This window comes from Alkalibacterium subtropicum, from assembly GCF_900112455.1.
GTDB classification, from domain to species: Bacteria; Bacillota; Bacilli; order Lactobacillales; family Carnobacteriaceae_A; genus Alkalibacterium; species Alkalibacterium subtropicum.
Window position 1 is genome coordinate 25,933 of the sequence record NZ_FOLT01000006.1, and the last position, 21,324, is coordinate 47,256.

At 46.5% G+C, this 21,324-nt stretch carries 18 protein-coding genes and 1 riboswitch; all 18 genes read left to right on the forward strand.

Going from position 1 to position 21,324, the window contains the following annotated elements; all coding sequences use genetic code 11:
* The first annotated feature begins 53 nt into the window (after positions 1–53).
* The 18 genes from BM049_RS07315 to fliY all read left to right on the forward strand — a co-directional run bounded on the left by BM049_RS07315 (position 54) and on the right by fliY (position 21,067).
* Complete coding sequence (locus BM049_RS07315) at positions 54–386, forward strand: four-helix bundle copper-binding protein (RefSeq protein WP_091529967.1); 333 nt, start codon at positions 54–56, stop codon at positions 384–386.
* A gap of 625 nt (positions 387–1,011) precedes the next feature.
* Positions 1,012–1,947, forward strand: a complete 936-nt coding sequence (gene miaA, locus BM049_RS07320; RefSeq protein WP_425426044.1) for a tRNA (adenosine(37)-N6)-dimethylallyltransferase MiaA — start codon at positions 1,012–1,014, stop codon at positions 1,945–1,947.
* A complete protein-coding gene (gene hflX, locus BM049_RS07325; RefSeq protein WP_091529972.1) occupies positions 1,948–3,183 on the forward strand; it encodes a GTPase HflX in 1,236 nt (411 codons plus the stop codon).
* A 335-nt stretch (positions 3,184–3,518) separates the two neighbouring features.
* Positions 3,519–3,603: riboswitch (cyclic di-GMP riboswitch) on the forward strand.
* A 67-nt stretch (positions 3,604–3,670) separates the two neighbouring features.
* The gene (locus BM049_RS07330; protein WP_091529975.1) at positions 3,671–4,213 is read left to right on the forward strand and encodes a hypothetical protein; all 543 of its coding nucleotides are present in this window, start codon (positions 3,671–3,673) and stop codon (positions 4,211–4,213) included.
* Positions 4,210–5,343 carry a DUF5667 domain-containing protein gene (locus BM049_RS07335; protein WP_091529977.1) on the forward strand — a complete coding sequence of 378 codons (1,134 nt, stop codon included), beginning with the start codon at positions 4,210–4,212 and terminating at the stop codon, positions 5,341–5,343. The genes BM049_RS07330 and BM049_RS07335 overlap by 4 nt, the downstream gene beginning before the upstream one ends.
* A gap of 230 nt (positions 5,344–5,573) precedes the next feature.
* Positions 5,574–7,661, forward strand: coding sequence for a methyl-accepting chemotaxis protein (locus BM049_RS07340; RefSeq protein ID WP_091529980.1), 2,088 nt, complete (start codon positions 5,574–5,576; stop codon positions 7,659–7,661).
* A gap of 233 nt (positions 7,662–7,894) precedes the next feature.
* Entirely contained in the window at positions 7,895–10,120 is a 2,226-nt protein-coding gene (locus BM049_RS07345) for a methyl-accepting chemotaxis protein (RefSeq protein ID WP_177188630.1), read from the forward strand.
* Positions 10,121–10,365: 245 nt separating this feature from the next.
* A complete protein-coding gene (locus BM049_RS07350) occupies positions 10,366–12,627 on the forward strand; it encodes a methyl-accepting chemotaxis protein (protein ID WP_091529983.1) in 2,262 nt (753 codons plus the stop codon).
* 17 nt (positions 12,628–12,644) lie between these two features.
* Positions 12,645–13,115, forward strand: a complete 471-nt coding sequence (locus BM049_RS07355) for a chemotaxis protein CheW (RefSeq protein WP_091529986.1) — start codon at positions 12,645–12,647, stop codon at positions 13,113–13,115.
* Between the two features lie 33 nt (positions 13,116–13,148).
* Positions 13,149–13,631 (forward strand): chemotaxis protein CheD, encoded by a 483-nt coding sequence (locus tag BM049_RS07360; RefSeq protein ID WP_091529987.1) that lies wholly within the window; start codon positions 13,149–13,151, stop codon positions 13,629–13,631.
* Between the two features lie 24 nt (positions 13,632–13,655).
* Complete coding sequence (locus BM049_RS07365; RefSeq protein WP_177188631.1) at positions 13,656–14,669, forward strand: protein-glutamate methylesterase/protein-glutamine glutaminase; 1,014 nt, start codon at positions 13,656–13,658, stop codon at positions 14,667–14,669.
* 4 nt (positions 14,670–14,673) lie between these two features.
* Positions 14,674–15,453 carry a CheR family methyltransferase gene (locus BM049_RS07370; RefSeq protein WP_091529992.1) on the forward strand — a complete coding sequence of 260 codons (780 nt, stop codon included), beginning with the start codon at positions 14,674–14,676 and terminating at the stop codon, positions 15,451–15,453.
* A 17-nt stretch (positions 15,454–15,470) separates the two neighbouring features.
* Positions 15,471–17,495, forward strand: coding sequence for a chemotaxis protein CheA (locus BM049_RS07375; RefSeq protein WP_091529995.1), 2,025 nt, complete (start codon positions 15,471–15,473; stop codon positions 17,493–17,495).
* Positions 17,488–18,084 (forward strand): chemotaxis protein CheC, encoded by a 597-nt coding sequence (locus BM049_RS07380; RefSeq protein ID WP_091529998.1) that lies wholly within the window; start codon positions 17,488–17,490, stop codon positions 18,082–18,084. Before BM049_RS07375 ends, BM049_RS07380 begins: the two co-directional genes overlap by 8 nt.
* An 18-nt stretch (positions 18,085–18,102) precedes the next feature.
* Positions 18,103–18,465, forward strand: coding sequence for a response regulator (locus tag BM049_RS07385; protein ID WP_091486878.1), 363 nt, complete (start codon positions 18,103–18,105; stop codon positions 18,463–18,465).
* An 82-nt stretch (positions 18,466–18,547) separates the two neighbouring features.
* A complete protein-coding gene (locus BM049_RS07390; protein WP_091530003.1) occupies positions 18,548–18,967 on the forward strand; it encodes a chemotaxis protein CheW in 420 nt (139 codons plus the stop codon).
* Positions 18,964–19,968, forward strand: a complete 1,005-nt coding sequence (gene fliM, locus BM049_RS07395) for a flagellar motor switch protein FliM (RefSeq protein ID WP_281242210.1) — start codon at positions 18,964–18,966, stop codon at positions 19,966–19,968. The genes BM049_RS07390 and fliM overlap by 4 nt, the downstream gene beginning before the upstream one ends.
* Positions 19,961–21,067, forward strand: coding sequence for a flagellar motor switch phosphatase FliY (gene fliY, locus BM049_RS07400; protein ID WP_091530006.1), 1,107 nt, complete (start codon positions 19,961–19,963; stop codon positions 21,065–21,067). The genes fliM and fliY overlap by 8 nt, the downstream gene beginning before the upstream one ends.
* Positions 21,068–21,324 lie beyond the last annotated feature (257 nt).

Below are 21,324 nucleotides of genomic sequence, written 5' to 3' on the forward strand. Positions count from 1 at the left end.
CGCTTCCATCCTTTATGTAAACTATAAGTACAAAATCGAAGGAGGGGAACCGAATGACCGCAAAAGCAGAAAAGCTGATGGATGCCGTTTATGCCTGTGTCGGTGCCTGCAATCACTGTTATGAAGCCTGCCTGCAGGAAGAAGCTATCGATATGCTGCGGGCCTGTATCCGTTCTAACAAGGACTGCGCCGATATCTGTACGAATGTGCTCGCTTATAAAGGCCGAGAAGAGTTTTTGGATTACGATCTCGTCAAGCTCTGTGAGAACAGCTGTCAGGCCTGTGCCAAGGACTGTGAAGAACATGAGGATATGGAGCACTGCCAGAAATGTGCGAAAGCTTGTAATGACTGTGCGGAAGCATGTCACGATTACATCAATGCCTAACTGCAAGTCGAATAATTGCCTGAAGTGTCTTTCCCGAGATGCCTCAGGCAGTTTTTTATTGCAGTTAAGTCGATGTCGGCTTTTGGGCCGACATCCCCATCATGAAGCGCCTTTTTCTTCCTGCTCGAATGTGGGTCAGTTTGAGTGGGTAGAAGAAGAAACTCTTCGACTGACTCATAAAATATAATGACCCTGGTCGACGGTAGTCTGGGATCATAGTGACCACTCAAATCACTATAAGGCGGGAGCAGGCAGTATATCAATCTTATAGTGACCACTCAGGGATCATTGAAATCTGAGAAGGAAGCAAAAGCTCCTTTTGCTTCCCACCGGTTTGAGAATATGGACTGAGTGGTCACAACAATACGATTATTGTAGCCGCTCAGTCCCTTTCCGTGATTCGGTAGGCAGAACCCAGCCATTTTACCGCCCACTCAAACAATAATCTGTCTGAGCGGATAAAAGATATTTTACATCTGTCGACTCCTTGAACTACACCTGCTGGGTGGGCGATACTTCTTATCAAATAGGTATACAAAGAAGGGCATCCGCCAGTAGATGTCTTTTATCATACCGGCTGCTCTGTGCTATACTGGACAAGAGAGCGAATGAGTGGAGGATTTCTGTGAAAGATAAAATTATCGTTATTGTAGGCCCTACAGCGGTAGGGAAAACGCAGCTAGGCATCGACCTGGCAAAGGCTTTTGACGGTGAAGTCATCAATGGAGATTCGATGCAGGTCTATAGGGGCCTGGACATTGGGACCGCCAAAGTGACGGAAGAAGAAAGAGATGGGGTGCCGCATCATCTGATCGATATCAAGTCGCCCGATGAACCGTATGCCGTGTCGGATTTCAAAAAAGATGCCGGAGAAAAGATCCGCGAACTGACTGAGAGAGGGAAACTCCCCATCATTGTCGGCGGGACCGGCTTGTATATCGAGTCGCTTCTATATAACGTCACCCATGGCGGAAAAGCTGAACCGAACCCTGAATTCCGAAATGAAATGGACCGCTTTGCCCGAGAAAACGGACGGGAAGCTTTACATCAGCTGTTAGAAGACAAAGACCCTAAAGCAGCAGAAGCCATTCACCAGAACAATGTGAGGCGCGTGATCCGGGCCCTTGAAGTCATTCATGAAACCGGAAAGAAATTCTCTGACTATCAGGATGAAAAGAAAAAAGAACCGGTGTATGATGCCTATGTGATCGGCCTGAACACGGACCGCAACGTCCTGTATGACCGCATCAATAAACGCGTCGACCTGATGCTGGAGAACGGACTGCTTCAGGAAGTGACGTGGCTATATGAGAATTATCCTGGAGATATCCAGAGCAAGAAAGGGATCGGCTATAAAGAGTTCAAGCCGTACCTTGAAGGCCTGAAGTCCCTGGAAGAAGCGGTGGCACAGGTCAAACAGCACTCGAGGAATTATGCCAAGCGCCAGCTGACCTGGTTCAGGAACCGCTTTGAAGTGAATCAGTGGGCGGATCTGGTCAAACAGCCGGAACATTTACAAAAAGTAAAAGCGAACATCCAAAATTTTATAGAGGGTGATTAAGTGGACGAAGAAAAAGTATATGAAAAAGTCATTATCGTAGGGATCGAAAAGCAGCATGAAGAAGAGGCCTTCCGGTATTCCTTTGACGAACTGGAACAGCTGGTGGAAAATGCCGGCGGGAAAGTCGTGGCCAGACTGTCACAGAAGCGGGAACGGCCGGATCACAAGACCGTGATCGGCAAAGGGAAAGTCAATGAACTCAAGAATCTAGTCGAGGAACTGGACGTGCAGACGGTCGTTTTCAACCAGGAGCTGTCGCCGAGCCATGTCAGAAATATCCAGGAGATCATCGATACGAAAGTCATCGACCGTATCCAGGTCATCCTGGATATCTTTGCCCTGCGTGCCCGAAGTAAAGAAGGCCGGTTGCAGGTCGAACTGGCGCAGCTTTCTTATATTTTGCCGCGCCTGGCCGGACAGGGCATCAATATGTCCAGGCTCGGTGCCGGGATCGGGACGCGCGGGCCCGGTGAAACGAAACTGGAGACCGACCGCCGTCATATCCAGCGCCAAATGACCGACATCAAACGCGAGCTGAAGAAATTCGCCGCACACAGAGAACGCAGCCGCGAACAGCGCAAAAACAGCAATGTGTTTCAGATTGGCCTGATCGGGTATACCAATGCCGGTAAGTCGACCGTTTTGAACCAGCTTACCGAAGCGGATACCTACGAAAAAAACCAGCTGTTTGCGACGCTGGATCCGCTGACTCGAAAACTCGAACTGCCGTCGGGCATGCAGGTCACGATCACGGACACCGTCGGCTTCATCCAGGACCTGCCGACCCAGCTGATCGAAGCGTTCAAGTCGACACTGGAAGAATCCAAAGATGTCGATCTGCTGCTTCACGTGATCGATGCTTCTGCCGATAATCTGAAAGCGCACGAGCAGACGGTGCTGTCCCTGCTTAAGGAACTGGACATGGCCGACATCCCGACCCTCAATGTCTACAACAAGCGAGATCTTGTGGAAGGACCTGTGCCGTCCACGCTCTACCCGAATATCGTCATCTCGGCCCAGGACGAAGCGGATATCGACGCCCTGCGCGACAAGCTGGAAGCTGAAATGAAGAAGAACATGAGACATTATCAGCTGGAGATCGAAAGTCACCGCGGTGATCTGCTCGTCGAAATACGGCAGCAGACCTTACTGGAACGCCAGCTGTTCGATGAAGAGAAGCAAGTCTATTTCGTTGAAGGCTACGCCAAACCGGAATCGAAATGGGTCGATCAGTAACAAAACCTTAAGCAACGATCCAGCAGACATTAAAGGTCAGTCTTTTGGATCGTTTTGTTTTTGGAAAAATACTGAGCAGCCCTGGTCAGAACATGAATATTACTCTGGTTCTTTCATAATCATTCAGTTTTACTGTGTCTGCTAGTAGTTTTTTTGACGATATCTATGAAAAAAATAGTCAAAAAATAGAAAAAAACTGTTTCTATAGACACTGAACTCTGTTAAACTAAAAATATGAATATTCTATGAAGAGTATTCGCGTTTTCTCATTTACTTATTTTTATGCATAAAAAAGGGATGGGGAAACACCACTACATAAAATTAGGACACAATATAATCGAAAAAGGCAAACCGTCTGAAAAGGCGGGACGCAAAACTACAGGGGCTAAGGATGCACTTCTATGCCTGCCAGTTGCCGTTATACAAGTGCACACTCTTGTAAACGGGGGTGTGCTATTTTTATTTGGAAGGGAGGTCTACATAGCACATGTCTTTAAAGAAGAGATTCATTCCTGTTATTTTCTCGGCGGTCACGATTGCCTTAGCGGGGTGCAGTAATGAAACGCTGGCTGATACAACGGGAGAGGAACAGAGTGTGCAAACCGCTGCACAAGAGGAAAGTGACAGCCTTTACAGAAATGATGACTGGGGACTGGACATTTCACCTAATATGGATTGGGAATTAGAGTCTGAAAAGGAATCTGAAAATTTGCACATCGTATTGAAGCACAATAAATTAAAAGCTATCCTATCTACTGTATCTTCGTCCCAGTCCTTTGAAGATATAAAAAAAGAGTTGATCAAAGGCTCAGGGGATGTATCTGTCCTGACTGATAGTGAAGACTACTTGTCATATCAGTCTAAATTGAAAAAGGCTATCCGGACGGATGTTTATTTCAAAGAGCATAGTGACGAGCGAAATATCCTCATGATATTTATGTCCTCGGCAGAAAATTATGATGCAAATCAGGAAAAGGTAGAAAGTTTACTTGATCATACAAAATTAAATGAAGTGGGAGACGTGAAATGATGAAAAAAAGAATTGCAAGCCTCGTTTTAGGTACAACCTTAGTTGTCAGTGGCGGCCAAGTGCTGGCAGCAGAATCCGAAGAAGTGGTCAGTCCTGATTCGGAATTATATGAGACGACACGTGTTATGGAAGAAGTCGAGTATGAGCTGACGGAAAGCACTTCTGATAAAGCATTGCTCCAGGACCAGTTTGCAAACGAAAGACTAATTGAGTCAGAATTGGCCTTAGAAGAGGGCGATGTTGAAAAAGCGGAAGAACTTCTGGAAGAAGCGAATGAAAGCATTGACCAGGCTGAAAGCGATCTGGAAGAAGCTATAGAGGCTGAAGAAGAAGCTGTCGAAGAAGTTGAACAGACATTATCTGAAAGTTTTGAAGAACGCACGACTAAAATGCGTACGTTATTAGAGCGTGAAGAACTTCCCGAAACAGCTAAAATCGGCATTTCCAATGCTTTGAAACAAGTTGAAAACGTCATGAAACGTGCTGAAGAACGTCTTGCCCTTGAAACAAAATTTGCCTCAGGGGAAATGACAGAGGAAGAGTTCGAAAGCGAAATGAAAGAAATCAATGAGACGTTCAAAGCTGAGGCTAAGAAAAATAAGGCTGAAGCAAAAGCGCTGAGAAAAGAACTGAAAAACAAGCGTAAAGCCAGCGTGAAATCTGTAGAATTGGATGAACGTGAAGAGCTGGAAGATGCAGACGAGGATGAATCAGAAGAACTGAACGAAGAGCTGGAAGACGCAGCCGAAGAAGCAGAAGAACGCGCTGAAGAAGAAAGAGAAGAAGCAGAAGAGCGCGCTGAAGAGGAAAGAGAAGAAGCGGAAGAGCGTGAAGAAGAAGCAAAAGAAGAAGCTTTAGAACGTGAAGAAAAAGCCAGAGAAAGAGCTGAAAAAGAACGCGAAGAACGTGAAGAGCGTGAAGAAGAGGAAAGAGAAGAAGCAGAAGAGCGCGCTGAAGAAGCCCGTGAAGAAGCCCTCGAGTTTGAAGAAGATGATGACGAAGATGACGAGGACGACGAGGACGACGAGGACGACGAGCGTGACGAAGATGATGAAGATGAAGACGAAGAAGAAAAGAAACCAAGAGACAAAGGTAACAATGGAAATGGAAAAGGAAAAGGAAACAGATAAATAGAGGTTGTACAATAGAAAAAGTGCCGATGAGAGGAAACGACTCATCGGCACTTTTTCTATTCCAGCCTCTGTCTCTTCTGGATAAATAGACCGGTGTATTTCAACGCTTATTCAAGGCATGATAAAAAAATGAACTTTTTTCACTAATTAACTAAAAAGAGCTTAATGACTGAATGGATCGGTCGATAGTATATTAAGTATATCTATTTTCGGAAAGAAGGTATGAAATGGAAAAGGTAAAAGTATTGAAGAAAGATAAACTCAGGGTAGCTGAGAAGAGCAAGACCAAAAACCGTAAAAAAAGCATCCGAACAAAATTTATACTATTGTTCACAAGCATCGTGTTTATACCGATCGTCATCGTTTCGATCGTGTTATTCTATCAGATGCAGGAAACGGTGACCCAAAGAGTGCTGCAGGAACAGCGGGCAGCCACCAGAAATGTTGTAGAAATCTTTGAAAGCATCGGACATGAAGCAGAGTCATCGGTCACTGCTTTATCTCAGCTCGAACTCATCCGCAATGCGGCAGAGGCAGGGGATACTGAAGAGCTGGAAAGGCTGATGTCAACGATACAGGTCGCCACTGAATACATAAGCGACGTGTTTATTTACCTGCCTGACGCCCGTTCTGTCGGGACACTGGATGCAGATGCTATTGAGGAATCCAAGAATGAATGGCTGAGTGAGACAGCAGCTGCCGACGGCGATATCGTTTTTTCCCAGCCGTATTCTGACGTCGTGACGAGTGCGACGACGATGTCAGCGACCATGAAAATCGAGCAGACTAACGGTGAAACAAGCATCCTGGGCGTTCAGCTGGATATGGGGAGTATTGCGGAGCTGGTGGATAATACGCAGATCGGAAAAACAGGCGCACCGTTTGTGATCACAAATAAAGGTTACCGGCAATTTACCCAAAATACAGAGCTGGCTGGTCTGGATGTCAGTGACACATCGATTTTCACTGAGGCCACAGATGCATCCGGAGAACTATACAGCGATTTGAATGCGCGGGCCTTTCCTATTTATTATGAACAGGTGCCGGATATGAACCTGATCGTTTATGGGGCGGTGACACCGGAGGAAATGTCAGCAGAGAGTACACTGTTTTTCAGAAGAGCCACTCGGGTGCTGCTCGTCAGTATCGCCGGAGCCTTGCTGATCGCCTTGCTCGTTTCGAATTACCTCGTTCAAGTAACACGGACGATAGAAAAGGCCTTAGGCGACCTGCAGATGGGGAAACTCAAGACACGGTTGATCTCTTATAGAAAGAAACCGGTCAAGGCGAAGGAAAATCAGAAGAAACCTGCGACCACATTTAAAGAAAACGGGAATGAACTGCATCAGATCGGTTTGAGTTTCAACCGTACGGTGAAGGCGATCGAAGCCGTCGTCAATGACATACAGGACCGTTCAGTTAACGTGGATAATATGGCGAACGACCTTTCTGCCATTACGGTCCAGACAAAAAAGGCCACGGAAGAAGTGACCGGCACGATCCAATCCATCGCCGAATCATCCAGTATCCAGACACAGGACACGAGAGAGACAGTGAAGCAAATGGAAGAGCTCTCGGATTTTGTCTCGGCCATTTCTGAAAACATGCAGGAAGTCGGCATCCATGCGGATCAGACGGTCCTTTCATTAGGTGAAAACGATCAGAACATGAATAAAGTAAACATGACCTGGAATCAGACAGTTCATTCTGTCAACGATCTCAAACATGACATCAGTTCTGTGGATGCAAAAGTTCAGGATGTTGAAAGTATCCTGCGAGCCATCCAGAACATTTCGGAACAGACCAACCTGCTTGCCCTCAACGCATCGATCGAAGCGGCAAGAGCCGGCGAAGCAGGGAAAGGCTTTTCAGTGGTGGCAGAAGAAATCAGAAAGCTGGCTGAAAAAAGTAACGCGTCATCGGATATGATCGCTGATCTCATTGGTGAGATCCAGAACGACTCTTCGGTCATGGTGAAGACGCTGGATCAGGTTTTGACTGACACTGACAAGCAGACAGATTCTCTGAAGCAGGTAACAGCAACAAATGAAGATATTTCCCTTAAGATTCAGGAACTTGCGCGTCATATCAGCCGTTCCATGGAACTTGTCCGATCAGTTGAAGAGAGAAAAGCGAATGTAGTGAAATCGCTGGACGATATTGAAGCGTCTGCAGGTAAAAATACAGCAAGTACAGAAGAAGTGTCGGCCAATTCTGAAGAGATCCTGGCCTCGATGGAAGAATTTTCGGCATCCATCGATGAACTGAAACGATTAGCGGGCAGATTAAGAGAGTCAGCCAAGCGCTTCTCATAATAAGATGAAAGACTCCAGAGATCTGGAGTCTTTTTGTATGTGAAAAATAAAACGGCATGAATTGTGAAAGCGAGCATAAACATTTTCATCTTGTTACCGATAATAGAGGTAGTATAAATTTTTTAAAAAGGGGAAAAGAGATGCAGAAAGTCAGACAGCACTTTACACGGGGAATAAAGAAGCTAACGACAGCCAATTGGCCAAAAAAAGGAGTCCACAGGAAAAAAGGAAAGATGCATAAGCAAAAGATCACTAAGAAGAAACACAAGAGTGTGAAAGGGCCTATCGCGGTCAGTCTGATCGTGCTGATGCTGATACCAGTTATAGCAGCCATGCTTTTTACATATGACCGGACAACGGCTATTTTATCAGACCGCGTGGTCGACCAGGAGCAGCAGATCACTGCGAACCTGGTGCAGAATGTCACCGATGCCAGTGTGACCGCGGAAGAAATCATTAATCGCTTAGCTTTAGACGGCATGCTTGGGCGTGTGGTCAAAGGGGATGAAGCAGCGATAAAAGAACTGGACACACGCTTCCAGATCGTGTCTACGGGGAATCCCTATATTACCGATGTACATTTTATCCCAACGGATCCCAACAGAGATTTTGTGTCCACACTGACGGTTGTTCAGGGGGATGCCGATCCGACTGAGATTTTTCCATGGTTTGAATCCAGCCGCACTGCCAGTGGCCTCAGATGGACGGAACCACATACCTTCAATAACATTCAACGGATGACCGTCACTCAGACGATCGCGACGTTAGGTGAAAATGCCGGGGTGCTTGCAATCGATCTGGATCTTGATGTCATCCACCAGGAAATCAATGACACGCATATCGCCAGAACAGGTTTTATCAGCATCCTGAATGATGAGGGCCACGTGCTAATATCTTCCCGCGAAGATCTTATCGGAAAAAATATGTCGACCTATGACTTCTTCAAACAATCGACGAAAAAAGAGAAAATCGATACAAGTGGTGTCATAGATATCGATGCTCTCACCAATAAAGACACCTCAAAAATGGTTTTTGATGATGACATAAACAACGGCAAATTCAGTATTTATTATGACCGCATACCCAGTCTGGGGCTGAATGTGTATGGGATGGTCGGTGCTGATGAGATGGCGCTCGAGGAAGCCACCCTGCAGGGGATCCTGCTTATTGTGACCCTATGCACCATTATCGGAGCGACGCTCATTGCTCTGATGGCTTCGGGACTCATCTCATCGATTTCCGATGCGCTCATGAACGGGTTCAAACGGGTAGAAAACGGCGATTTGACTGCACGACTTAACAAAAGTGATTTATTGAATCCGGCGAATGCTGTGATCAAAGGGCTAACTAAATGGAGTAAAAAAAGAGGTGGAGAAGGCGACCTTGGAAAAGCTCTCGATCCAAAAGGGAATGAAATCCATCAGATCGGCCTGGCATTCAACCATACGATGGCAAATTTTGAGGAAACGGTCAGAATCATCCAGGGTAACAGTGAGAATGTTTCAAGTATGGCAGCGACCCTCACTGAAATCGCTGATCAGACAAGCCGATCCACTGCTGAAGTTTCTCATACCATCAACGGTGTAGCTGAAGCGACAGCGATGCAGACACAAGATACAGAAACAACAGTCGGTCAAATGCACGATCTGTCGAAAGCTCTGAGTGAAATCGACCACGCAGTCGGTCAGATGGGGGAACAGGCAGATAAAACGATGACCGTCAATGGAGGTAATACCCGCGCAACCGAACAAGTCAGCCAGAAATGGAACGAAACACTTCAGACATTGAACGGATTGAAAACGAAGATCACTGAGGTGGATGGTGACATCCAGAATATCGAAGGGATCGTCAAAGCGATCACAAGTATTGCCTCTAAAACGAATCTGCTGGCTTTAAATGCGTCGATCGAGGCTGCCCGAGCGGGAGACGCGGGGAGAGGGTTTGCTGTTGTGGCCGAGGAGATCAGAAAACTGGCAGAACAAAGTGCCGCTTCTTCTCAAGATATCCAGTCGATCATTGGAGATATCCAGGTGAAATCTTCCGATATGGTCGCCCACTTGGAAGAAACCAATGACACCAGCAGCGCCCAGACTGAGAAAATAGAAGAAGCAATGGAGACATCCGGGAATGTGGCGGCGTCACTGGAAGAACTGGTTTCAAGCATGACAGTGGTTCAACGGTCATCGGCAGTGATCAATGAGAAAAAAGAAGAAGTCGTGGCGCAGCTTGAAAGCATTGCCGCCGGCGCTCAGGAAAATTCTGCCGGTACTGAGCAGGTATCTGCCAATGCGGAAGAAATCCTGGCCACCATGGAAGACTTCACCACGCACATCGGTCGCCTGGAGCAGGTTTCACAGACATTGAAAACATCAGCCGAACAATTCGCGATCGGTCAAAACGATCCTGAAACAGCGCCATCCGCTGTAGTTGGAGTGGATCTGGCACCCGAAATGGCCTGATCACAGGATAAAGAGCACCATCTTATTATAAAACTGAGGCTTGCTGCTTCGCCATCAATTAAAGAGCAAACACCTTGACTTCCACCCGGCACAATGAAGTCAAGGATTACATAGGTCATCGCTTATTGCAGCAACTTTATACCATATAAAACAGAAAGACCAAATGAAAGCATAAACATTTTAATGTTTAAGCCGATAGTATAAAAGAGACTGACAAATATAAAAAAGTTTAAAGGAGATAGGGCATGAACAAGATCAAACGCTTTTCAACTGATTTAGTGAAGAAAGTCAAAACCATCGACTGGTCTGATTTAAATAAGGCAACAGCTTCAATTAAAGGAGGGGCATTCACGTTTAAAAATAAGCGCAGGAGTTTAAGAGTTCCGATTGCTTTAAGTCTGATCCTTTTGATGCTGCTCCCTGTTTTAGGTTCCCTGTTTTTTACATACAACAATAATACTGCTCTCTTGAAAGACCGGGTGGAGGCACAGGAGCAGCAGATCACCACGAATCTGGCCTCGCAGATCAAAGCGACAGGTGAAGCCGCAGAGGAAACGCTCCGGGAACTCATCCTGAGCGGGGCAGCCTTTGAACTGTCAAGCGAGTATAACGAAGCCAGACGCTATCTTGAGAACAGCTTCACTTATGCCACGACAGGTAATCCGGAAATAGCCGATATCCACTATATCCCCTTGGATGAATCGATCCCTTATGTCACGACCTATGCTGCCATCAAAGTGGGCCGAAACGCCGGCGATGTTTTCCCCTGGCTTGAAGGCGCTGCACAAGCGAAGCAGACGACATGGTCTGAACCGTATACCATCAATAACCGTACACGTCTGACCGCTTACCGTGCGGTGTCGAACAACGGTGAAGTCGAAGGGATCATGGCCATAGATCTTGACATAGATACGATCCGTCTGAATGTTTTGGATATCCAGCTGGCCAACACGGGTTATGTCAATCTGGTCTCCGATTCCGGAGAGATCCTGGCTTCTTCAAGAGATCAGATCGTCGGAGACAGCTTGGCGGACAGTAAATATTTCAAAGATTCATTTGCCGGAGAAGAATCAGGAATGGTTTATGATAACTCTATCAATGGTGGACAAATGGGGATTTATTACAAGCGTCTGCCCAACCTCGGCTTGAATGTCTATGGCATGGTGCAGTCTTATGAAATGGCCCAGGAAACAGACGCCTTGAGAAATTCGATCATTACAATAACTGTGATCGTGATCATCCTCGCTTTGATCACGTCTGGACTCATCACAATCGTGATAAACAACCTTACGAAAACTTTATTATCTGTCTTTGATGATGTCAGCAAAGGGGATTTAACGCGCCGTCTGTCAAGAAAAGATTTATTTAGCATGAATTTTGCAAAATTAAAACGTTCCAGCAAAAAGAAAACGGATCAGACGATCGCCCAAAAGGGCAGTGAACTGGATCCTAAAGGAAACGAGATCCATCAGATCGGGATAGCCCTGAATCAAACCCTGACGAATTTTGAAGATACGATCAAAGTGATCCAAGGAAACAGTCAGAACGTTTCCAGCATGGCGACCACATTGACAGAAATCGCTGACCAGACCAGCCGCTCGACTGCTGAAGTCTCTCATACGATCAATGGCGTAGCGGAGTCGACATCGATGCAGACGCAGGACACAGAAGCCACAGTCACACAGATGAATGACCTGGCCAAAGCACTTGGTGAAATCAATCAGGCTGTTGAACAGATGGGCCAATACGCTGATGACACGATGATCGTCAATGGCACCAACACCCAGGCCACCCAGGAAGTGAATCAGAAGTGGAAAGAAACCCTTGATACGCTCGATTCTCTGAAAGGAAAAATCAAAGATGTCGACAGTGATATCCAGAATATCGAAGGGATCGTCAAGGCGATCACAACGATCGCGTCTAAAACGAACCTGCTGGCGTTGAATGCGTCGATCGAAGCGGCCCGTGCAGGCGATGCCGGACGTGGCTTTGCCGTCGTCGCGGATGAAATCAGAAAACTGGCTGAACAAAGTGCGACCTCGTCTAAAGACATTCAATCGATCATTGGAGAAATCCAGGTGAAATCTTCTGACATGGTCGACCATTTAGATGAAACAAATGACGACAGTAAAGTGCAGACGGAAAAAATCAAGGAAGCCATCAAGGCATCTGAAAATGTTGCCCAGTCACTTGAGCAGCTGGTGTCAAGCATGCTGGTCGTTCAGCGTTCATCGGCTGTGATCAATGAGAAAAAAGAAGAAGTCGTGGCGCAGCTTGAAAGCATTGCCGCCGGTGCTCAGGAAAATTCTGCCGGGACAGAACAGGTTTCTGCCAACGCTGAAGAAATCCTGGCAACGATGGAAGACTTTACGACCCATATCAATCGTCTGGAGGATGTCGCGCACACACTGAAAGTGTCAGCTGAACAGTTTTTGATCAGTCAGGAAGAGTCAGATGAAGAAACCCCTGAGGTTGCTGATGTCGATCTGGATCCGGAATTTGCCTAATCAAAGGAGTTAGAAAAATGGAACAGCATATATTATTTAAGGCGGGCAAGCAGACGTTTGCCCTGCCGATCACACAAACAGACAGGATCATTGCACTTGAAAATGAAACGCGCGTCCCAGATCTGTCCTCTTATATTATTGGGGTTCAAGATATCGAAGGGGAAGTCATCGTCATTGTTGACCTGGCTGACCGGTTCTATGCACTGCCTAACCAGAACCCGGCAGACGCCGAGATCATCCTGGCTTTCTGGAAAGAGTCAAAAGTGGGCTTGTTAGTGGATGAAGTCACGACTGTCCAAGCCTATGATACGTCCGATCTGATGGATAAGGATGCTGGAAAAGCAGATGGGTTATCGACGTCTTATATCACAGCATTCATTCAAGCCCAAGACGAAATCATCCCTATCCTTGATCCGCACAGCCTGTTTTCAGCAGACAAGGCCGAGGAAATGCGTGACCTTGTTTCTATCCATACGATTAAAGAATAAGCAGCAAACTACAGCAGCACAACGGAGAGAATCATGTCGGAACAAATAAAAGTAGGTATTTCAGATTATAAAGTGGCGGCCGCACCCAATCAGCTGGTCACGATCGGTCTCGGTTCGTGTGTAGGGATCGCGCTCTATGCTCCAGAAGCGAAAACCGGTGCATTGAGCCATATCATGCTGCCGGACAGTTCGTCCTTTTCAGACACGTCCAAATGGCCGAAATTCGCCGATCTGGCTTTACCAAAAATCGCAGCTGAATTGAGAGCACAGACCAGAGAAACAAAACTATTGGCCAAAATCGCGGGGGGAGCCAGCATGTTCACCTTTTCGAACGAAACCCAGACCCTGCAGATCGGACAGCGGAATATCGAAGCGGTCAAGGCGACCCTCCATGATTTACAGATCCCGATCGTGTCTGAGCACGTCGGGGGAAAGATGGGGCGTTCCATGTATTTTGATTTAACGGACTTTAATGTGAAGGTCCGCATGGTCAACAGAGAAGAATATATATTATAAAAGAAGGTTGAAGAGGATTTTAGTATGAATATAAAAGTAGTCGTTATCGATGATTCAGCCTTGATGCGCAAGGTGTTAAGTAACATGATCAATGAAAGCAGAGATATGGAAGTCGTTGATGTCGCCAGAAACGGTCAGGAAGCTCTGAAAGTCATCGAGCGAAGCCGGCCGGATCTTGTGACACTGGATGTTGAAATGCCGGTAATGGATGGGATCGAAACACTGAAAACACTGAAAGAACGCTATCGTCTGCCAGTGATCATGCTGAGCTCAAAAACGAATGAAAAGACGACCATTGAAGCGTTAGAATTAGGTGCCGAGGACTTTGTAGAAAAACCTGTGTCGATCAAAGAAAACTGGACAGCGTTCAAGGAAGACCTGGAGACACGCATCCGCAGTCATTTTCCAGAGGACAAACGGACGGTGAAAGTGAAAAAGAGTCAGTCCCTGGTGCCCGATGTACTGCTTGAGAAAAAAGCTTCTCTGAAAGCTATTGCTATCGGGGCCTCAACAGGCGGACCGAAAGCGTTAGTACATGTTATCCAGTCGATCAGTGAACAGCTTGCCGTCCCTGTTTTCATCGTACAGCATATGCCGGCGGGCTTTACGGCTTCATTCGCTCAGAGACTGGACTCCCTCTCTTCAGTTGATGTGCTGGAAGCCAGGGATAACATGCGGATAAAACCCGGCACCGTTTATCTGGCACCTGGCGGAAAGCACATGCTGATCAGAAAGAATAAAATCAGCCTGAACGATGAACCGAAAGTTCACGGGGTCAGACCGGCAGTGGATCATTTGTTTGAGAGTGCGGCTGAAACATACGGTAAAGATATCCTGGGGATCATCCTTACGGGAATGGGAAATGACGGGGCAGACGGCTGCGAATCGATCAAGCAGTCCGGCGGATATATCCTATCTCAAGACAAGCAGACCTCCATCGTCTACGGCATGCCGCGTGTCGTTTTTGAAAGAGGACTCTCAGATCAAGTCGGCAGTTTAACAGAAATTGCCGATATCTTAAAAGAAATGACTAGGTGAGTATATGACAACATTAAATTACGAGTACTTTTATACATGGGTCGAAGCCAATCTCAACTTACAGCTGGACGCCTATAAAGAAAAGCAGCTGCGTCGACGCATACAAACCATCATGAAGCAGGCGGGTGCAAAGACGTTAGAAGAATATTCGACGCTGATCCATGCCAATGCAGGGATAAAGAAACAATTTTTGGATTACATAACGATCAATGTGACTGAATTTTTCAGAAATAAAGACCTGTTCGATAACTTTGAGCATCTGCTGGTTACAGATTTATCACAGAAATTTGATTCGATTTCGATCTGGAGTGCCGCCTGTTCCATAGGCGCTGAACCTTATTCTCTGGCCATGATCGTCGACAGACATGACTTGCCTTTAAAGCAGAATATTATAGCGACAGACATCGATGACACGATATTAGCCAAGGCGAAGACAGGTATTTTTAGAGATAATGAACTGAAAAATGTGTCACTTCTGGATAAAACCAAGTATTTTAAAGAGAGCGACAAGACATTCGTCCTGGACGAACGGATAAAGAATAAAGTCGATTTTAAAAAGCATGATCTGATCATGGATACCTACCGGAAAGGCTTCCATGTCATCGTCTGCCGCAATGTCACGATCTATTTTAAAAATGAGATCAAAGAAGACATATACAGGCGGATGAGTCAGTCACTGGTCAAAGGCGGTCTGCTCTTTACCGGGGCAACCGAAACGATCTATCAGCCAGATCAGTATGGCTTGAGAAAAGTCGCCTCATTCATTTATGAGAAAATCAATTAAGCGGAAGGTGGAAGAAGATGGAAGATAATAGTGCGTATCGTGATCTGTTTTTTGAAGAAACAGATGACAACCTTGCGATATTGAACCAGGAAGTATTGCATTTAGAAGAAGATCCCCATGACAAGCAAATCATCGATGTCATTTTTCGTGCAGCCCATACGTTAAAAGGGATGGCCGCGACGATGGGTTATGAAACCATGGCCGAACTCACTCATACAGTAGAAAATCTGTTTGAACTGGTCAAAAGCGATGAACTGACCGTGTCTTCAGATCTCATCAGTCTGATTTTCGAGAGTCTGGACACCTTGGCTGAAATCGTAGAGAACCTGAGACTGGAAGATCGCGAAAATGTGAATATCACGTCGCTGGTTCAGCGATTAGAACAAGTCGCGGAAGGCGGAGGCTCTCTGGGCAAAGCTGAAACATCTGAAGAGACTGAGGCGAACGGTTATGATTTCCCGGACCTCGAAGAGTCAGACGGTGCAGCCATCAAATCAGCTGAAAGTGCCGGTTATCAACTCTATGCGATCGGCGTCCGGGTAGAAGAAACCAGCATGATGAAAGCGGCCCGAGCCTTTCTTCTGATCAGCAAGCTGGAACAGCTGGGCGACTTTGTTCAGATGAAGCCGACAGCGGAAGCACTGGAACAGGGAGAACTGGACGATTCCTTTGCAGTTTACTACTTAAGTAAAGAAGATAAGGAAACGCTGCTCAAACACGTGGAAGACTGCAGCGAGATCGAAGACGTCCGTATCGCAGAAACCACGTACGAAGCCGCCATTTCGAAAGAAGAAGCAGCGGATGCTGCACCAGATACCGGCGAAGTGGCAGATGAAAAAACAGCTGGATCTTCTCCCCAAGAAACAGCAAAAAAGAGACCAGCCGCTGCGAAACAAACCATCCGTGTCGATCTGACCCGTTTGGATCAGTTCATGAATCTGGTGTCAGAACTTGTCATTCATAGAACCCGACTGGAAGATGTCTCTGAAAAGAATCAGCTGGCAGAGTTGACAGAACCCTTGACACAAGTCGGTCGGATCACGACTGAACTGCAGGAACTGGTCCTGCAACTCCGTATGCAGCCCTTTAACGTCGTCGTCCAGCGTTTCCCGCGGATGATGCGCGACTTGACGAACGAACTGGGCAAGGAGATCCAGTTTGTGACTGAAGGTGAAGACACTGAACTCGACCGTACCGTTATTTCAGAAATCGGTGAACCGCTGATCCACTTGCTGCGTAATGCAGCTGATCACGGGGTGGAAATGCCGGAGGAACGGGAAGCGAAAGGCAAACCGAGGATGGGGACGATCAAACTGTCGGCCTATCCAGAAGGGAACCGTGTCATCATTTCCCTGACTGACGACGGTAAGGGGCTGGACCCGAGAGCTCTGGAAGCCAGTGCCCGGAAAAAAGGCATCGATACGGAAGGCATGACAGATGAACAGCTTCAGAATCTGATTTTCCATCCTGGCTTTTCTACCGCACAAACGGTCACCGGCATTTCCGGCCGAGGTGTGGGCATGGATGCGGTCAGGGAAAAAATCGCCAGCTTGAACGGCAAGATCGAAACGATCAGTGAAGTGGATAAAGGGACGACCTTCAGGATCACACTGCCGCTGACACTGTCCATCATTCAATCCCTGCTTGTCAAAGTGGGAGACGAGACTTTTGCCATCCCGCAGGCGGTGATCGACAAAGTGAACGTCTTTGAGGAAAAGGAAGCCATTGGCGTACATCAGAACGAAGTCTACCAGTATGAAGGGGAAACGATCCCCCTTGTCCGCGTCAACGACGTGCTGGGGATCCCTCAAAAAGCGTCCAGCAGCAAGCATATCATTATCGTGTTGATCGGCGACAAGCAGTATGGCCTGATCGTCGATGAACTCATTCACCAGAAAGAGATCGTCATTAAAAAACTGGGCAGAGAGTTGAATGATCTGTCGCTCTATCTCGGTGCCACGATCCTTGGTGATGGCGGCATCAGTCTGATCCTGGATGTGACGTCCATTTGCACAGCGAAGCGGGTCCTCAGTCATGTCTGAGAATCCGTCGCTTCTACGCTTCGATGCCCTACAGGAAGTTGTCAATATCGGCGGTGGCCATGCCGCCACGGCCTTATCAAAAATGATCGGCAATAAAGTCGAAATGGATGTCCCATTCGTCGCGCTGCTTCCTTATGAAAAGGTATATGAAACGATACAGTCAGATGATACAATAGTGAAGGCTGTGCTTTCCAAACTGATCGGCAGGGAACATGGCGTATTTTTATTCGTGATCGACCCGAAAGACGCTGAAGCCTTAGCGCATATCGTATTGCCGGAAAATGATGAACTGAGTGAAGAACTGATCGATTCTGCCTTGACTGAATTGAGCAATATCCTGGTCCAGTCCTTTCTCCAGGCCGTGATGCAGCTGATCGACAAGCCTTTGTTTGCCTCTGTACCTGTGATGACCATGGATATGTTCGGATCGATCCTGTCGAGTGTGTATATGGAGCAGAATCAGTTCAGCGAAGAAGTGTTTATCATCAAAAACAACTTCTACAGTTCGGGACGGATCATCGAAGGCAGTTTGTATTTTGTGCCGAAGCCGAAAGTGCTGGAGCAGCTATTAAAAGAATTAGGTATATAACTTAGGAGGAAAATGAACATGAGTAAACGAGTATTGATAGTGGACGACGCCGCATTTATGCGTATCAAATTGAAAGACATTTTAGAAAAGAACGGCTATGAAGTGGCCGGCGAAGCACAGAACGGCAACGAAGCAGTCGAAAAATATAAAGAAGTCGAACCGGATATCGTCACGATGGATATCACGATGCCTGAAAAAGACGGTGTGGAAGCATTGAAGGAAATCAAAGCAATGGACAGCAGTGCAGTCGTTTTGATGTGTTCCGCCATGGGACAGCAGACGATGGTCATGGATGCCATCCGTGCCGGCGCGATCGATTTCATCGTTAAACCGTTCGATACGGAACGTGTCATCAAAGCACTGGACAAAGCTATCAGCTAAGCTAGGTCGATCAAAAAAAGTAACTTTCGAAAAATCGTCACAATACTAAAACGCAACAGGATAAACCAAGGGGGATTCAATCATGCAACTGATCGTATTTAAACTAAAAGAGCACTTTTATGGCTTCACAACAGAGAATATCGAAGAAATCACTACCACTTTACAAGAAACGTCCATCCCCCAAGGCCCTGCCTGGACGAAGGGATTAATCAACCTTCGCGGTCAGATCATGACCTTGGTCGACCTTGAAAGATTGCTGAACGGCTCTACCACTTCTCAAGAATTATGGTACAATAATACAATCATTGTAAACACACAAGATAATCCTGTGGCATTTATGGTCGGAAAGGTTGTCGGGGTAACGAATATCGAAACTGACCAGATCCAGATGCTGAATGAGGACACGGACAGCCTTGTTTCCGGATATGTCTTTGCTTACAATGAAATGGTAAGTATCATAGATTTAGAAACGATCCTAATAGAGAAAGAGGAAGTGTCGTGAGCCAACAAGTTTTATCACAACAAGAAATTGATGCCCTGTTGGTTGCCATGGACAGTGGAGAAATCGATGCGGACGAAGAAAAAGGGGAGAGCAATGCCCCTAAAGTCAAACCCTATGATTTCAGACGACCTGTCCGGTTATCAAAAGAGTATCTCTCCACCATTACGATGGTGTTTGAAGATTTCTCTAAACTGGTATCCAACTTATTGTCGACCCAATTAAGACGGCCTGTCGAAACGAAGATCGCTGCGATCGAACAAGTGTCTTTCGATGAATTCGTTCATTCGGTCCCGAGTTTCACCTTGATGGGCGTGTTTCAAAGCAAGCCCCTGAATGGCCTGCAGATAATGGAGATCAATCCCCAGTTCAGTCTGCAGATGCTCGAACTGCTCTGCGGGTATACAGATGTATCCAAAGAAGAACTTTTAGCAGAAAAAGCCAACTTTACGGACATTGAAATGGCTATTTTAGAAGACGTGATGAAATCTCTCCTGCGCACGTTCGAGACGGCGTGGAAAGAGATCAAAGAGATCGAGGTCACGCTGCAGGATACGGAAACGAAACCGCAGCTTTTGCAGACGATGTCACCCAACGAACCAGTCATCCTGGTCACTTTTTCTGTCACGATGGAAGACCAGCGAACTTACATAAACTTGTGTATTCCTTACATATTCTTTGAAGATATATTAGACAAGTTGAGTTTCAAGAACTGGTTCCACTCCGGCAAGGAATTCGATGCCTCTGAACGGGGACAGCTGGCTGCGGGGCTGGATAAAGTGCCCGTCGATATCGAAGTCCTTTTAGGCGAATCACAAATGAGTGTGTCGGATTTTCTCGGTATGGAAGAAGGCGACATCATCCAGCTGGATTACAAGACGTCACGGCCGTTGACGATGTACGTTGAAAACAAACCCTATTTCAAAGTGAAACCGGGACAGCTCGAAAACAAACTGGCAGTAGAAATATTAAAATTTACGGGAGGAGAGAGTGACGATGAGTGATCAAATGACCCAGGCAGAAATTGACGCGTTGCTTAATGGCACCGCAACAATGGAGCCAGAACCTGAACCAGAACCGGAACCGATCGAAGATCCCTTGAGTCAGGACGTTAAGGATATTATCGGCGAAGTCGGGAATATCTCCATGTCGCAGGCGGCGACGACTCTTTCCACATTATTGAATCGAAAAGTGAGTATCACCACACCTAAAGTCAAAGGTGTGACCATTAAAGATATTATTGATGGAAGCGAGACCCCTAAAGTGGTCACGTCGATTGCATTCAAAGAAGGTCTGGTTGGCAAAAATGTACTGATGATCGATGTGAATGATGCGATCATTATTGCGGATTTAATGATGGGGAATAACGGAAAAGATTTAGAAGACAAGGAATTTACTGAACTGGAACTCAGTGCGGTATCCGAAGCCATGAACCAGATGATCGGTTCAGCTTCTACAGCGATGGCCACGATGTTCGACCGTCGTGTCGACATTTCACCACCAGATGTCAAACTGTGGGAATCCGCGGATGATGCCATGCTGGCCATGCCCAATCAGTCTGAAGTGGTGTGCACGACGTCGTTCAAATTAAGTGTGGAAGGCCTGCTTGAAAGTGAGATCATGCAGATCCTGCCGATCGACACCGTGATCGAGATCTCTGAAATCATGGTCGGGGATGAAGCGGAAGTCCTGAACGGACGTGACACGATTGAGGTCAAAAAAGTTGAAGAACCTAAAACAGACGTCCAGCCTGAAACAGCTGCACCGAAAGAAACAGAATTTGTATCCATACAAAAACCTAAATTCCAGGATCTGCCACGTAATGAGACAAAAGGTTCACCGCGTAATCTGGACCTGATCATGGACGTGCCGCTCGATTTCAGCGTCGTCTTAGGCAAGAGCCGAAAGACGATCAAGGATATCCTGTCCTTGAGCACCGGCTCTGTTGTGGAACTGGACAAAATGACCGATGAACCGCTGGAGATCTATGTCAACGGCAAACTGATCGCGGAAGGCGAAGTCGTCGTCATCAACGAAAGCTTCGGTATCCGTATCACGAATATCTTAAGCAAAGAACAGCGCGTCAGACATTTGAACCAATAATCGTATAAATAGTAAAACACTCTCAAATCTTGAGAACAGTAATGTTCTGCGATTTGAGAGTGTTTTTAATAGTATAAAATTTTTTCAATATAAGGCTTTTACTATTAAATCAAGACTTTCACTTCCGATAGTAATAGAGTGGTCAAGTAGAACAACGATCTGAGTGACCAACTAACGTCATATTACCGTCATATCTGAAAAGAGAGGAGAGCAGATGAACAAACCCAACATACATAAGCTTGACTGAACATGTATTT